Source organism: Micromonospora luteifusca, from assembly GCF_016907275.1.
Classification (GTDB): domain Bacteria; phylum Actinomycetota; class Actinomycetes; order Mycobacteriales; family Micromonosporaceae; genus Micromonospora; species Micromonospora luteifusca.
On sequence record NZ_JAFBBP010000001.1, the window covers coordinates 6,793,421 to 6,807,456 of the forward strand.

Here is a 14,036-nt window from a genome sequence, read left to right on the forward strand (position 1 = left end):
AGGGGGGCTTTCACGTTCCGGGCGCCCACCACGGAGGCCCTCGCCGGTAGGGTCGTCGGCGTGGATCTGGACGCTATCGCCGCTCGGCTCGGGGTGCCCGTCGAGGACGTTGACCGGGTGCATCGCCTGGCCGGCGACCGGCCGTCGGCTCCGCTGCCCGCGAAGGCCGACGCGCCCGCGATCCTCGCCCGGCTCGCGGTGCGACCGGATGACGCCGCCGAGATCATGGCGGGCTGGCCCGACCCCGACTCGCCATTGTGGACTCCGGAGCTGCGCTGGCTGCTCGACCGCTCGATCGCCCTGGTCCGCGCCGATCTCGGCGGTCACGGCTGGCTGTCGCCCGGTCCGGAGCTGCCGCGCGAACAGGGTCCCGCCTGGCAGCATCTCTATGTGTACGCGTACCTGGCTCTGGTCGACGTCGCCCGGGGCTACCACCGCGACCACGGCATCCCCGATGCCGTGTCGTGGTTGAGCCTCGCGGACCTGGGCCGCAACCTCGCCATCGACCGGCGGATGCGCCGCGAGGGCTGGCCGGTGATGCAGAGTTGGCTGACGCTGCACGTGCGCGGCAGCGTCTACGAGCTGGGCCGGCTGCAACACCACCGTGGCGACGCGGCCATCGGCCTGCACGTCCCCGATACGGGACCGCTGAGCCCGGAGGCGGTCGCGGCGTCGCTCGACGACGCCCGTGCGTTCTTCCCGCGCCACTTCCCCGACGAGCCCTACACCGCGTTCTCCTGCGGCTCATGGCTACTTGACCCACAGTTGCTGGAGTACCTACCCGAAGGCTCCAACATCGCCCGGTTCCAGCAGATGTTCGAGCTGGCCCCCTATGAGGAGCAGGACGGTCCGGACGCCGACGTCGAGGTGCGGCGTTTCGTGTTCCGCACCCTGAGCACGCCGCTCGACCAGTTGCCCCGCCGCACCGTGCTCCAGCGCGCGATCATCGACCACCTCAGGGCCGGCCGGCACTGGCACTGGCGGCACGGCCGCTTCCCGATCTAGTCCGCCGGTCGGCGGGCCCGGCCTGGTCACCGACCGGGCCGGGCCCGCCACCGGTCAGCCGGTGGTCAGGGTGAACTTCTCCCAGGAACCGACAGTCGTACGGTTGGCGATCAGTGCGCCCGCCCCGGCGTTCTCGGCGGCCACGATCTGGTTGTTGGCCAGAGCCCGCAGGCCGACCGTCCCGTCCGAGTTGTTGATGATCTGGAACGTCTCCCACGGTCCGATCGTCGTGCGGTTCGCGATCAACGGATTCGCCCCCGCGTTGTCGGCGCAGACGTACAGGCCGTTGGCGCGCGAGCGGAGGGCGATGTTGCCGTTGCCGGCGTCCACCCGGTCGAACTGCTCAGTCGCCCCGACGCTGGCCTTGTTGGCGATCAGCGCGCTGGTGCCGACCGCCGACACGTACTGGTTGTTGACCTGCGCCCGCAACGTGATCCCCCCGCTGGGGGTGGTGGTGCCGGTGGTGAAGGTGAACGCGTCGACGTCGAACAGGTTGCCGGACCCGCCCTTGAACACCAGGTACAGCGTGGTCGTCGAGGCGGGCGGGTTGGTGATGGCAGTGGAGACGTCGACGAAGGTCTCCCAGCTACCAGTCACCGGGACCGTGGCGGTGCCCAGCAGGGTGCCGGTGGCGGAGCCGGCGCGGACCTCGATGGTGCCGCCGGCGCCGGCCGAGGAGACCCGGGCGATGAACCGGGTCGCGTTGGACAGGTTGTACGGCTGGTACGAGATCCAGTCGTTGTTCTCGATGAACCCGGCCGTGCGGCCACCCTCGGCGTTGGTGTGGTCGGTGGCCTGGACACCGGACTGGGCGCTGAAGTGCTCACCCTGGCGGTGTTTCGGTTGCAGCGTCCTGATGCTGTGCGTGGTGAGCCCACCGTTGTCGGTGTAGGCGGCGTCGAAGACACCGTAGATGTTGGCTGCCGCGTCGTGCTCACCGTCGGTCGGGACGGTGATCGTGCCACTGCAGCCGGTCTTCGAGGTGATCTGGTGCGCGTGGCTGTCGTGGCCCAGCGCGTAGGTCAGGCTCACCTTGGAGCAGTCGATCGTGCCGTCCTGCGGGTCGCTCACCGAGATCTGGTACGGGACCGTGTCACCGAAGGTGAACAGCTGCCCGTCTGTTGGGGAGGTGAGCGTCACCGTCGGAGCGGTGTTGCCCACGGTGACGACCAGACTCGCCGTGCCGGACAGCCCCGTCGGGTCGGTGACCTTCAGGGTGGGGGAGTAGGTGCCGTTCGTGGTGTACGTCTTGGTGGGGTTGGCCGCCGTCGACGTGGTGCCGTCACCGAACGTCCACAGGTAGCTCAGCGCCCCGCCCTCCGGGTCGGAGCTGCCGGCCGACGAGAAGTTGACGGTCAGCGGGTTTGAGCCCGAGGTGGGGTTGGCCGAGGCGACCGCGATCGGGTTGCGGTTGCCACCACCGATGTATTCGATCCGGAAGAGCGCCTGGTTGTTCGACCCGGTGCCGTAGTCCAGCACGTACAGGGCGCCGTCCGGGCCGAAGGCCATGTCCATGACCTGGGTGCCGGACCACGGGAAGTTGGAGATCTCCCCGCGCGAGCCGTCGGAGTTGACCGCGATGGCCTTGATCCAACGGCGGCCGTACTCGCCGGCGAAGAACTGGCCGTTCAGCGAGGCCGGGAACTTGATGCTGGAGTTGAGCGAGGCGTTGTACCGGTAGACCGGCCCGCCCATCGGCGACTCCGAGCCGCTGCCGAACTCCGACGGCGACCCGGAGTCCCCGGCGTACTTGATCCAGGCCGGCTTCGCCGCGGGCAGCGTGCCGAGCCCGGTGTTGCGGAACGAGTTGTTGGTCGGCCCGCCCGTGCAGTTGTACTTGGACTGCGACGGCCCGGACGGGAAGGTGTATTCATTGTATGTTTCGGTGCTGGTGTTGCTGCCGGTGCAGTACGGCCAGCCGTAGTTGCCGGGTGCCGCGATGCGGTTGAACTCGACCTGACCCTGGGGGCCCCGGCTGGAGTTCGTGCTGCCTGCATCGGGGCCGTAGTCACCGAGGTAGACCACGCCGGTCGCCTTGTCGACGCTCATCCGGAACGGGTTGCGCATGCCCATGGCGTAGATCTCCGGGCGGGTGCCCGACGTGCCGGGGGCGAACAGGTTGCCCGACGGGATCGTGTACGTGCCGTCCGCCTGCGGCTTGATCCGCAGCACCTTGCCCCGCAGGTCGTTGGTGTTGCCGGCCGAGCGCTGGGCGTCGAACTGCGGGTTGCGGTTGGTCCGTTCGTCGAGTGGCGCGTAGCCGGACGACTCGAACGGGTTGGTGTCGTCGCCGGTGGTCAGGTACAGGTTGCCGGCGGCGTCGAAGTCCAGGTCACCGCCGACGTGGCAGCACTGCCCCCGGTCGTTGGCCACCTGGAGCACGATTTTCTCGCTACCCAGGTTGAGCGTGTCGTCGCTGTTGAGGGTGAACCGGGACAACCGCAGGTGCCCCTTCCACCGGTCCCAGTCGGACTGTGAGCCGGTGGTCGGGGCGTCCCCGGACGGGGTGCTCAACGTGGGCGAGTAGTACAGGTAGACCCACCGGTTGGTGGCGAAGTTGGGGTCCACGGCGACGCCCTGCAACCCCTCCTCGTCGTGCGTGTAGACGGACAGGGTGCCGGAGACCTTGGTGTTGCCCGCCACGTCGGTCACCCGCAGGACGCCGTTGCGGGCGGTGTGCAGCACCGAGCGGTTGGGCAGGACGGCCAGGGACATGGCCTCACCCAGCTCGGCAGAGCCGGTGGCGAGCTTGACCTGCTGATAGTCGGAGGCGGGGATGACCACCGCCTGAGCGGTGGACGGTGCGGCCACGGCCAGGGTCACGCTCGCGACAGTGGTGACCGCCGCGATGAGTGCCCGGGACCAGCGCCGGGGGTACGAGAGCATTGATCGTCCTTCCTCGACGATCGGGGGCCGGGCGTGCGGGGGCGCACCACGGCCGGGAGGGGTGGTGAAGAGCGCGTCGAGGCGCGGTCAGTTGGTGGTGACGAGGTCGAACTTCTCCCACTGACCGATGGAGGTCCGGTTGGCGATCAGCGGGGAGGCGCCCCCGTTGTCGGCCGCGACGTAGCGGTTGTTCACCGTGGCCCGCAGGCTCACCGTGCCGTCGGAGTTACGGACGAGCTGGAACGTCTCCCAGGCGCCGGCAGTGGCCCGGTTGGCGATCAGTGCGGCGGCCCCGGCGTTCTCCGCCGCGACGAACTGCCCGTTGCTCTTGGCGCGCAGCGCCACGTTGCCGTTGGCGAGGTTGACCAGGTCAAACCGCTCGCCGGTCCCGACGGAGGTCTTGTTGGCGATCAGCGCGGTGGTGGCGTTCGGCGCGCTCACGTACTGGTTGTTGGCGCGGGCCTTCAGGGTGGAGCCGGCGGGGGTGGGCGGCGGGGTCGTCGGCGGAGTCGTCGTACGCGGCGAGCAGTCGGCGCTCACGGAACCCGCGGCGACCTGAAGGCCACCGAGCAGCATCCGGGTGAACTTCGGGTCGGTGTACGACGCCTCGGTGTGCCCGAGGCCCGTGTACCAGGCGCGCCCGCCGCCGTACGCCTTGCACCAGGTGATCGGGTGGTCGCCGCTCATGTTGCCGCCGCTGTAGGACGACTCGTCGAGGCTGGCCAGGACCCGTGCGCTGGACCGGGGGTTGGTGCGGTAGTTGTACCACTCGTCGGAGCGGACCCAGGTGGTGCCGAGGTGGGCGGTCGACGGGTTGGTCTGGTCCTCGATCTTCACGGTGGCGGTCTGGATCGCCGGGTGCGAGTCGAACCACGCTCCGACCAGCGAGCCGTACCACGGCCAGCTGTACTCGGTGTCGGCCGCGGCGTGCACGCCGACGTACCCACCACCGGCGGCGATGTACGACTCGAACGCCGTCTGCTGGCTGGCGTTGAGGACGTCGCCGGTCGTCGACAGGAAGACCACCGCCTGGTACTGGGCCAGATTGGAGGTGGTGAACTGGCCGGCGTCCTCGGTCGAGGTCACGGTGAAGCCGTTGGCCGAGCCGAGCTGCTGGATCGCGGCGATGCCGTTGGGGATGGACGAGTGGCGGAAGCCGGCGGTCTTGCTGAACACCAGGACCTTGGTCAGTGGTGCCGCCGAGGCCTGCGTCGGAAGGGCGACCAGGCCGGCCAACAACACGGCCACGCCGGTGACGAGACCTAACAAACGGGAACGGGAACGCATGCTCTTGCTCCTCTGCTGAGCGTCGACCCGGGCGCGCGCGTCGCTGGACGTGCGGCCTCGCCGGGGCCGGGTTGGCGGTGGTACGGAGCCGGGCCGCCGATGCTCGGCTGAGATGCTGCGGGTAGCGCGGTGGTGTCGGGGTGTTGCCATGCCTGTGGAAGGTCGTCCCGCGGGGGAGTGCGCGACGTTGCGCCGTGCGGGGGCCGCTCCCCGCCCGCCGAGGGGGGAGCGTCACAGTCGCGACCGACAGCGCCAGGAGACGGCTGGCGAGACGGCGACGACCATTCGCGATGGCACCGCCGACGACCTCGATCGACCAGTGTGGATGATCGGAGCACATCGACTTGCATCGCTGAGGCAGTAAACCTCCGATGTCTGCGCTCCGTCAAGCCCGCGCCCGCCGGCTCCCACCACGTGCAGCGGGGGTCCGTGCCGGGCACACCGCCGCCACCCCCGTCACGGCAGGTCCGCAGGCCGAGGCGGCACCAGGTGGTGTCGACGACCGTCCGGGTCGCCGGCTACCCCCGGCCGGGCGGTACGGGACCTCGCGCGCCTCTCGTGGCCATCAGGATGAGATCGGCGATCGCCTCCGGGTGGGTGACCATGGCGAGGTGCGAGGAGTCGACCTCGATCGTCGTCGCGTCCATCCGCTCGGCCAGGAACCGTTCCAGCTCCGGCGCGGTGGTGCGGTCCCGTACGCCGGGCTGGTTGGTGGGCCGAACACCGAGGGTCCGAACCGTCACCGAGGGTCCGAACCGTCACCGTGCCGGATCCGCTTCGAGGGCCCGCCAGTCCAGGCGGTCCCGATACAGGTGTCGTAGGACGAGCCAGCTGACCGAGAACGGTAAGGCCCCCATCGCCACGACCCCCAGCACGTCGGACCCGGTCACGTCGAAGACCGCCCCGACGTCACCGAACAGTTGGGCGACCGTCTGGAAGGCGACGTGGAAGCCGATGCCCGCCCAGATGTCGCCGCTGGCGGCACGGAACGCACCCAGCACGAGCGCGAAGACGACGAAGAGGGCGAGCCGGTCGACGGATCTGGCGGCCCCGGTGAGGAACCCGAACAGGGTGAACAACACCGCCTGCCCGACGACCGCCTGCCACGCCGGCAGTCGGGTGGCGAGATTGTGCTGCAGGTAGCCACGGAAGACGAGTTCCTCCGGCAGCGCCTCTTTCAGGAAGACGAGCACGACCAGCAGTGCCGCCACCCGCAGGGCGTCCCCGGCGGAGGTCCGAACGGTGATCTCGACCCAGCCGAGACCGAGGCAGAGGGCGAAGCCGAGGGCGGCGGGGACGAGCCAGCAGGCCATGCCGAGCAGCAGCCGCCGCCAGCCGACCCGCAGGGACGGTAGCCCGAGGCCGGCCCAGGGGCGCCGGTCGAGCAGACGGCGGGCGAGCACGACCAGGGGTACGACGAGCACCGTCGTGATGACCGCCCCGGCGGCATGGGTCGGGCGGTCGTAGTCGCGGTCGAGAAGAGCTCCGAGCAGCATCCACACGAGCACGGTGCCGCTGAACACGACGATGACCCGCCGGGGCAGGGCGAGGCGGCGTCGGGTGCTCACCACGCGCAGCGTAGCCAGCGGCGTCAATGGCGGGCCGTCACCGACCGAGGACGAGGTAGGCGAGGCCGAGGATGCCCCGGTAGCCGCCGACGTACTGCCGCAACCGGTCGTCGAGTTCCGTGCGGACGTCGGCCGCGCGGGGATCCTCCGGGTAGGTCAGCAGCCACTCCTGCCGGCCCGCGAGCCAGGTGGATTCGAAGTCGTCCCATTCCCGTTGGTCGGCGGTGCTCAGGTGCAGCACCCGCCAGCCCCGTTGCCGGGCGGCCTCGATCAGCCCCGGGAGCGGCACGACCTCCGGGCCGAAGATCTGCTCGACCTCCGGCGGCGGGGGACGATCCCAGTAGGCGTCACCGAAGAGCAGCCTTCCCCCTGGTCGGACCAGGGTGGCGAGCGCGTCGAGGGCGGCGCCGGTGCCGCCGAAGGCGTGCGCCGAGCCGATGCAGAGGACCCGGTCGGCCGGCTCCTGCCAGGCCGCCACCTCTCCCATGACGAAGGCGACGTGCCGGTTCAGCGTCCGGTCCGCGGCCAGCCGCCGCCCCCGGTCGAGGGCGGCGCCGTCGGTGTCGACGCCGACGCCCCTCGTCGCGACCGGGCCGGACACGCCCCCGGCGGCGACCGCCCGCAGCAGAAGCTCACCCCAACCGCAACCCAGATCGAGTACGCGCGAGCCGGGCCGGACGTCGAGTCGCTGCAGCAGCACGGCCGCGTGCTCCTGCGACAGCGGAGTGTTCCAGCGCATCCGCGCGTAGCGGCTGGTGGCGAGGTGGTCGGCTGACTGCATCCGTTGAGGGTGTCAAGTGGTGATCGTCGGCGTGCGCCGGGTCCACCACCCGCGAGTACGGCAGGATCGGTGCGGTGGACGCGCAGAGGTCGGGCCCGGTGCGGCGGCCAACCCCGCAGGAGGTGGCGGCAGCCGCCGGTCGGGGCCTGGCGGACGTGATCGGCCCCGGCCTGCGGGTGCTGTTCTGCGGCTTCAACCCGGGTCTCTACTCCGCTGCCGTGGGGCTGCCCTTCGCCCGGAAGGGCAGCCGGTTCTGGCCGGCCCTGCACGGTGGCGGCTTCACCGACCGGGAGCTGCGCCCGTGGGAACACGACGAGTTGCTGCGGCAGGGCCTGGGCATCACCAGCCTGAGCAACCGGGCCACCGCCCGTGCCGACGAGCTGACGTCGGCGGAGCTGGTGGCCGGCGTCACGGCGTTGGCGGTGAAGGTCGAGCGGTACCGGCCGCGGTGGGTGGCCATCCTCGGGGTGACCGCGTACCGGATCGCCTTTGTCCGGCCCAAGGCCGGGCTGGGTCCGCAGCCGGGGCAGCTGGGCCCCGCCCGGGTGTGGGTGCTGCCCAACCCCAGCGGCCTGAACGCGCACTTTCCGCTGCCGGCGTTGACCGCCGAGTTCGCGAAGCTGCGGCGTGAGCTGGGGACCGAGGCGTGAGCTGGGGGCCGAGGCGTGGACTGAGGCCCACGCCTGAGCTGGGCCTAGGCGTGCGGTGTGGCGACCTCCGTGGCCAGGGCCCGGTAGTAGGGCTGCATCGCGGGGTGGTAGTCGTCGAACTCGGGGCGGGCTGCGCCGTCCCGGGCGGCGACCAGCATGTCCAGGTAGTACTCCCAGCCGGCGCCCACCTCGGCGATGCCCTCCAGGTTGGTCAGGTGCTGGACGAAACGCAGCTCGGTGGTGCCGTCGGCCTCGGTCAGCGACAGCTCCAGCAGCCAGGTGCCGTAGCTGTCGACCATCGAGACGGCGAGGCGCCGCTGGGGCTCGCACGCGTCGATGTGGACGTCACACCAGGGCTGCTGCTCCTCGTACGCCATCTGGACCCGGATGGTCCGTCCGGGCGTGCCGTCGCCCTCCCAGGGGCCGAACCAGCGGGCGGTGCGCTCCGACTCGGTCAGGCTGGCCCAGACGTCCGCCGCCGGGGCGCGGAAGGTCCGGGTGAGGACGAGGTCGTGGCCGGTGGCGGTGCGAAACAGGCGTCCGGCGGGCGTACGAGTCATGCCGTGTGCTCCCTTCGGTGCTCCGCCGGGCCGCTGCTGCGGCGCTCTCGGCGGGTTCGATAGACCTCGGTCTCCAGTGCGTCGAGGTGCCGTTCCCACCGGTCGGTGCGAACGAGCCCGGCGAGCCAGTTGATCAGCGGGGCGAGCGGGCCGGGGTCGAGGCGGTAGATCCTCTGCCGGCCGACCAGCTCGTCGCGGACCAGCCCGCTCTCGCGCAGCACCCGCAGGTGGCGGCTGATCGCGGGCCGGCTGATCGCGAACCGCCGGGCGATGTCGCCGGCGGCCAGTGGTTCGTCGCGTAGCAGGGTGAGGATGTGCCGTCGTACCGGGTCCGCGATCGCGGTGGCCACCTCGTCCACTCTGGAAGCGTAACCTATGAGTTACGGGTTTGGGGTCGCCGCTGCGTCGATGGTGGGCACATGATCACCTGGCCTGGCAGTCTGTACGGCATGACCGCCCTGCTTCGCTCCCGCGTGACCGACTGGACCGTCGCCGTACCCGTGCTCGCTGTCCTGGTGCTGATCGTCACCTGGGGGCGAAACCTGCCCGGACCGATCATCGTGGTGGTCGCGGTGCTGCTCGGCGGAGCGGTGCTCGCCGCCGTGCACCATGCGGAGGTGGTCGCCCACCGGGTGGGGGAGCCGTACGGTTCGTTGGTGCTCGCCGTCGCGGTCACCGTGATCGAGGTAGCCCTCATCGTCACGTTGATGATCAGCGGGCCGGAGAAGACCCAGTCGCTCGCCCGCGACACCGTCTTCGCCGCCGTCATGATCACCTGTAACGGAATACTCGGCCTGTCCCTGCTGCTCGGGGCGCTGCGCCGTCGCGTCGCGGTGTTCAACCCGGAGGGCACCGGCGGGGCACTGGCCACCGTGATCACCCTGGCCACCCTCAGTCTGGTCATCCCGACCTTCACCACGGCCCGCCCCGGCCCGGAGTTCAGCCCGGCCCAGCTCACCTTCGCCGCCGTCGCGTCGCTGGCGCTGTACGGGCTGTTCGTGCTCGTGCAGACCGGCCGGCACCGCGACTACTTCCTGCCGGTCGACAGCCAGGGCCGAGTGATCGACGCCGAGGAGCACGCCAAACCGCCGACGACCCGTGCGGCGCTGGTCAGCCTGGGGCTGCTGCTGGTGGCGCTCGTCGCCGTGGTCGGCGACGCCAAGACCGTCTCACCGACCATCGAGGCCGGGGTGGCGGCGGCGAACCTGCCGCACGCGTTCGTCGGCGTGATCATCGCCCTGCTGGTGCTGCTGCCGGAGACCCTGGCCGCCGCCCGCGCCGCTCGCCGCGACCGCGTGCAGATCAGCCTGAACCTGGCCCTCGGCTCCGCGATGGCCAGCATCGGTTTGACCATCCCGGTCATCGCGATCGCCTCGATCTGGCTGGAGGGCCCACTGCTGCTCGGCCTCGGCGGCACCCAACTCGCGCTGCTCGCGCTGACGGCGGTGACCGCGGTGCTGACCGTCGTGCCGGGCCGGGCCAACGTGCTGCAGGGCGGCGTGCACCTGGTGTTGCTGGCCGCCTTCGTCTTCCTGGCCGCCAGCCCCTGACCCCGCTGTCACCGACCGCGGCCACCGGGCGGGTCGTCCGACAGGCGGTCCGCGCGGGCGTTCAGGTAGCGCTGCTGCGCCAGGTTCGTCGAGCGCGCCGCCGCCATCCGGTACGCCTCCCGCGCCGCGACCCGCTCACCGACCTGCTCCCACAGGTGGGCGCGGGCGGCGGGCAGCCGGGGATCGTCGGCGAGCCGGGCGTCGTCGGCCAGGTCGGCGAGGAGCACCAGGCCAGCCGATGCGCCTCTGCTCATCGCCACCGCCACCGCGTGGTTGAGCGCCACGACCGGGTTGTCGGAGATGCCCAGCAGCACCTCGTACAGGGCGGTGATCTGCGCCCAGTCGGTGGCCGCCGCGCTCGGCGCCTCGTCGTGCCCCGCCGCGATGGCCGCCTGCAACTGGTACGCCCCGACAACCCCGCGCGGCAGAGCCCCGGTGATCAGCTCGACTCCCTCGGCGATCTGGTCGGCCCGCCATCGGCCGCGGTCCTGCTCGGCCATCGGCACCAACTCGCCCTGCGGGCCGATCCGCGCCGGAGCACGGGCGTCGGTGAGCAGCATCAAGGCGAGTAGTCCGGTGACCTCGGGATCCTCGGGAAGCAGCCGGTGCACCAGGCGGGCCAGCCGGATCGCCTCGGCGGTCAGATCGGCGCGCAGCAACCCGGGGCCGGCGGTGCGCGCGTACCCCTCGGTGAAGATCAGGTAGAGCACGTGCAGCACGGCGGCGAGCCGGTCGGCGCGTTCCGCGCCGGTGGGTGGCGCGAACCGCAATCCGGTGTCGCGGATGCGCTGCTTTCCCCGGCTGATCCGCCGGGTCATCGTCGCCTCCGGCACCAGGAACGCGCGCGCCACCTCGGCGGTGCTCAACCCGCCCACCGCGCGCAGCGTGAGCGCGATCTGCGACGCCGGTGACAGCGCCGGGTGGCAGCACAGGAACAGCAGGATGAGCGTGTCGTCGGCGTCCGCCGGTGGTCGATCGGCCGCCGGAGCGCGCCACTGCTCCGGCAGCGCCCACCGGGCCACCGTGTCCTCCCGCCGCATCCGGGCCTGCTCGCAGCGCAGCAGGTCGGTCAACCGGCGGGACGCGACGGTGATCAGCCAGCCGCGCGGATTCTCGGGGACGCCGTCGCGCGGCCAGCGACCCGCCGCGGCGATCAGCGCCTCCTGCACCGCGTCCTCGGCGGTGTCGAAGTGCCCGTAGCGGCGGACCAGCGCGCCGAGGACCTGCGGCGCCAGTTCGCGCAGCAGGTCCTCGACAGGGGTCTCCGGCACCGGTCAGCCGGCCAGGTCCTCGACGCCGTCCACCACCGGCCGCACGTCCACGTACCCGCCGGGGGTGTCCGGGTCGACCAGGCCGGCGGCGATCTCGGTGGCCCGGTCGAAACTGGCGCACTCCACGATCGTGTAACCCGCGAGGACCTCCTGCGTCTCCGGGTACGGGCCGTCGGTGACCACGGGTGCGCCCTCGCGCACCTGCACCCGGCGGGCGTGCACCGGCTCGCTCAAGCCCCGGGCGTCGACCAGCTCGCCGGACTCGGCCAGCGCCTGGTGGTAGGTCTCCATGTGCTTGTGCATCGCCGCGATCTGCTCGGCCGACATGTCCGGCCGGTCGGTCGCCCGGCCGGACAACACGTCGTAGTCCTGTTGGGAGCCGTACAGCAGAATCATGTACTTCACGGGCGTCTCCTCGTGTCGCTGGCACCGCCTCCGGCACCGTTCACCGGAAACGTCGAAGCCCAACCCCCCCACCCGGACACCCCACACGATTCGATCCGTTGATCATGAGGTTATTGGCCCGACACGCCGACATCGAAGGCAACAACTTCATGATCGACCGGGTGGGTGGGGTGGATTAGGTTGGCGGGCATGGCGGTGGTGTGGGGCGTGGTCGGAGTTTTCGCGGCGGTGGCTGCTGCCGCGTTCGGGGTTGTAGCCCGGCGGGGGCGAGGGACGGGCGGGGTCGGGAGCGACGAACGCGCGGCCGATCGGGAAGCCCACGGCCGGCAGCAGCGCTACGAGGCCGAGCGACACGGCGACCAGGGCGACACCTGGCAACGCGGCCGCGAGGCCGGCGGCTGACGGTTCACTGACCGGCGCACGTGAATCCGGTGCGGGGGCGTGACGGTCGTATCGTCGGGGTACTGCGCAGCGCAGCAGCCACGCCAGCAGCGCAGCACCGACGCCAGGGGAGGACACAGTGGGGGCACGGTCGGGACGCAACGCCCGAGGCCCGTTGGCCGGACTCCTGATCGCCGCACTGGTGTCACTCGCCTGCGCCGGCGGTGGGCTGGCCGAGCCGGAGGGTGAACGCCCGGCACCGGGCCGGTCCCCGGCATCTCCGGGGGCGAACACCACACGGGCCGACAGCACCACAAGTGTCGCCGAGTTCGAGCAGGACGTCGCCGACGCGCAGGCGATCGCCGAGCGGTACTGGGCGGCCCAGTTCAAGGCGTCCGGGCAGCGGTTCCAACCGATCCGGCGGATCACCCCGTACCAGCGGGCGGGCGAGGTGTCCTGCGGCGGCCAACCGCTGCCCCGCAACAACGCCGTCTACTGCTCGCAGGGCGACTTCATCGCGTACGACGTCGCCTGGTCGGTGGGAGCGTTCCGCCAGGTCGGCGACGCGTTCGTGTTCTACCTGCTCGGCCACGAGTACGCCCACGGCATCCAGGTGCGGCTCGGTATCAACTACAACTTCACCATCCAGCAGGAGTTGCAGGCCGACTGCATGGCCGGGGCGTACCTCGGCGACTCGGTGCGCTCCGGCGCCCTGACCCTGGCCGAAGGCGACCTGGACGAGTTCCGCGAGGGGGTGGCGGCGGTCGGCGACGACCCGGACCAGCCGTGGTTCGCGGAGGGGTCGCACGGCACCGCCGAGCAGCGTACGGACTCGTTCTTCCGCGGCTACGAGCGCTCGCTGGAGGCCTGCGACCTGGGCTGAGCGGGTTGCCCGGATCACGTCGGCGCCCATCGCGGTCACCGGCGGAGTCTGGGCCTGGCAGGATCGCCGGTGTCGACCACGACCCTGGAGGATCCGCTGAGCAGCCATCACCCCGCCGCCGTGCTCTTCGACATGGACGGCACGCTCGTCGACAGCGAGAAGCTGTGGGATGTCGCGCTGCAGGAACTCGCGGAGGAGTACGGCGGGGAGCTCTCCGCCGACGCCCGCCGGTCGATCGTCGGCACCAGCATGGCCGAGTCGATGCGTATCCTGCACGACGACCTGCGGCAGCCCGAACGGGATCCGGAGATCAGCGCGGCGTGGATCAACGCCCGGATCCTGGAGCTGTTCCGCTCCGGTCTGCGCTGGCGGCCGGGCGCGTTCGCCCTGCTGCGCGCGGTCCGCGCGGCGGCGATCCCCACCGCACTTGTCACCTCCAGTCCTCGGGCGCTGGTCGAGATCGCCCTGGACACCCTGGGCCGGGACAACTTCGACACGGTGGTCTGCGGCGACGAGGTCGTCGCCGCCAAACCGCACCCCGAGCCCTACCTGACCGCAGCCCGGCTGCTGGGCGTGCCGATCGAGCGCTGCGTGGCGATCGAGGACTCCCCGACCGGCGTGGCCAGCGCGGTCGCGTCCGGCGCGGCGGTGCTGGCCGTACCGGCGGAGGTGCCACTGGGGCACATTGCCGGCGTACATCAGGTGGAGAGCCTGACCGGCGTGGACCTGGATCTGCTCGCGGGGCTGTTGGCCGACCCGGCTGCCGCCCACCCCCAGCGGTAGGAACACACGGAGAAGGGCCCCCGGTC

Annotated in this window: 15 protein-coding genes; 6 read left to right on the forward strand and 9 right to left on the reverse strand. The window is 71.3% G+C overall.

Going from position 1 to position 14,036, the window contains the following annotated elements:
- Window positions 1-60 precede the first annotated feature (60 nt).
- The gene (locus tag JOD64_RS30795; RefSeq protein ID WP_204945488.1) at window positions 61-1,005 is read left to right on the forward strand and encodes an acyltransferase domain-containing protein; all 945 of its coding nucleotides are present in this window, start codon (window positions 61-63) and stop codon (window positions 1,003-1,005) included.
- Window positions 1,006-1,059: 54 nt separating this feature from the next.
- On the opposite strand, the gene JOD64_RS30800 is transcribed toward JOD64_RS30795, so the two are convergent.
- The 5 genes from JOD64_RS30800 to JOD64_RS30820 all read right to left on the reverse strand — a co-directional run bounded on the left by JOD64_RS30800 (window position 1,060) and on the right by JOD64_RS30820 (window position 7,527).
- Complete coding sequence (locus JOD64_RS30800; protein ID WP_204945489.1) at window positions 1,060-3,891, reverse strand: PQQ-dependent sugar dehydrogenase; 2,832 nt, start codon at window positions 3,889-3,891, stop codon at window positions 1,060-1,062.
- A gap of 87 nt (window positions 3,892-3,978) precedes the next feature.
- Complete coding sequence (locus JOD64_RS33880; protein WP_204945490.1) at window positions 3,979-5,178, reverse strand: ThuA domain-containing protein; 1,200 nt, start codon at window positions 5,176-5,178, stop codon at window positions 3,979-3,981.
- Window positions 5,179-5,696: 518 nt separating this feature from the next.
- Window positions 5,697-5,921, reverse strand: coding sequence for an alpha/beta fold hydrolase family protein (locus JOD64_RS30810; protein ID WP_239559734.1), 225 nt, complete (start codon window positions 5,919-5,921; stop codon window positions 5,697-5,699).
- Window positions 5,922-5,936: 15 nt separating this feature from the next.
- Window positions 5,937-6,746 carry a CPBP family intramembrane glutamic endopeptidase gene (locus tag JOD64_RS30815; protein WP_204945491.1) on the reverse strand — a complete coding sequence of 270 codons (810 nt, stop codon included), beginning with the start codon at window positions 6,744-6,746 and terminating at the stop codon, window positions 5,937-5,939.
- A 37-nt stretch (window positions 6,747-6,783) separates the two neighbouring features.
- Window positions 6,784-7,527 carry an SAM-dependent methyltransferase gene (locus JOD64_RS30820; protein WP_204945492.1) on the reverse strand — a complete coding sequence of 248 codons (744 nt, stop codon included), beginning with the start codon at window positions 7,525-7,527 and terminating at the stop codon, window positions 6,784-6,786.
- Window positions 7,528-7,601: 74 nt separating this feature from the next.
- Here JOD64_RS30820 and mug point away from each other — a divergent pair, with 74 nt between their 5' ends.
- Complete coding sequence (gene mug, locus JOD64_RS30825; protein ID WP_204945493.1) at window positions 7,602-8,177, forward strand: G/U mismatch-specific DNA glycosylase; 576 nt, start codon at window positions 7,602-7,604, stop codon at window positions 8,175-8,177.
- Window positions 8,178-8,221: 44 nt separating this feature from the next.
- Here the strand turns inward: mug and JOD64_RS30830 are convergent, their stop codons facing one another.
- Window positions 8,222-8,737 carry an SRPBCC family protein gene (locus tag JOD64_RS30830; protein WP_204945494.1) on the reverse strand — a complete coding sequence of 172 codons (516 nt, stop codon included), beginning with the start codon at window positions 8,735-8,737 and terminating at the stop codon, window positions 8,222-8,224.
- A complete protein-coding gene (locus tag JOD64_RS30835) occupies window positions 8,734-9,096 on the reverse strand; it encodes a metalloregulator ArsR/SmtB family transcription factor (RefSeq protein WP_204945495.1) in 363 nt (120 codons plus the stop codon). Before JOD64_RS30835 ends, JOD64_RS30830 begins: the two co-directional genes overlap by 4 nt.
- Before the next feature lie 90 nt (window positions 9,097-9,186).
- On the opposite strand from JOD64_RS30835, the gene JOD64_RS30840 reads away from it, so the two are divergent.
- Entirely contained in the window at window positions 9,187-10,287 is a 1,101-nt protein-coding gene (locus JOD64_RS30840) for a calcium:cation antiporter (protein WP_204946334.1), read from the forward strand.
- 8 nt (window positions 10,288-10,295) lie between these two features.
- On the opposite strand, the gene JOD64_RS30845 is transcribed toward JOD64_RS30840, so the two are convergent.
- Window positions 10,296-11,558: an RNA polymerase sigma factor gene (locus tag JOD64_RS30845; protein ID WP_204945496.1), complete on the reverse strand. Its 1,263-nt coding sequence runs from the start codon at window positions 11,556-11,558 to the stop codon at window positions 10,296-10,298.
- Between the two features lie 3 nt (window positions 11,559-11,561).
- Window positions 11,562-11,954, reverse strand: a complete 393-nt coding sequence (locus JOD64_RS30850) for a YciI family protein (RefSeq protein ID WP_239561946.1) — start codon at window positions 11,952-11,954, stop codon at window positions 11,562-11,564.
- A gap of 198 nt (window positions 11,955-12,152) precedes the next feature.
- On the opposite strand from JOD64_RS30850, the gene JOD64_RS30855 reads away from it, so the two are divergent.
- The 3 genes from JOD64_RS30855 to JOD64_RS30865 all read left to right on the forward strand — a co-directional run bounded on the left by JOD64_RS30855 (window position 12,153) and on the right by JOD64_RS30865 (window position 14,010).
- Window positions 12,153-12,365, forward strand: coding sequence for a hypothetical protein (locus JOD64_RS30855; protein ID WP_204945498.1), 213 nt, complete (start codon window positions 12,153-12,155; stop codon window positions 12,363-12,365).
- 118 nt (window positions 12,366-12,483) lie between these two features.
- Window positions 12,484-13,227 (forward strand): neutral zinc metallopeptidase, encoded by a 744-nt coding sequence (locus JOD64_RS30860; protein WP_204945499.1) that lies wholly within the window; start codon window positions 12,484-12,486, stop codon window positions 13,225-13,227.
- Window positions 13,228-13,347: 120 nt separating this feature from the next.
- Entirely contained in the window at window positions 13,348-14,010 is a 663-nt protein-coding gene (locus JOD64_RS30865) for an HAD family hydrolase (RefSeq protein ID WP_204946335.1), read from the forward strand.
- Window positions 14,011-14,036: the final 26 nt, after the last annotated feature.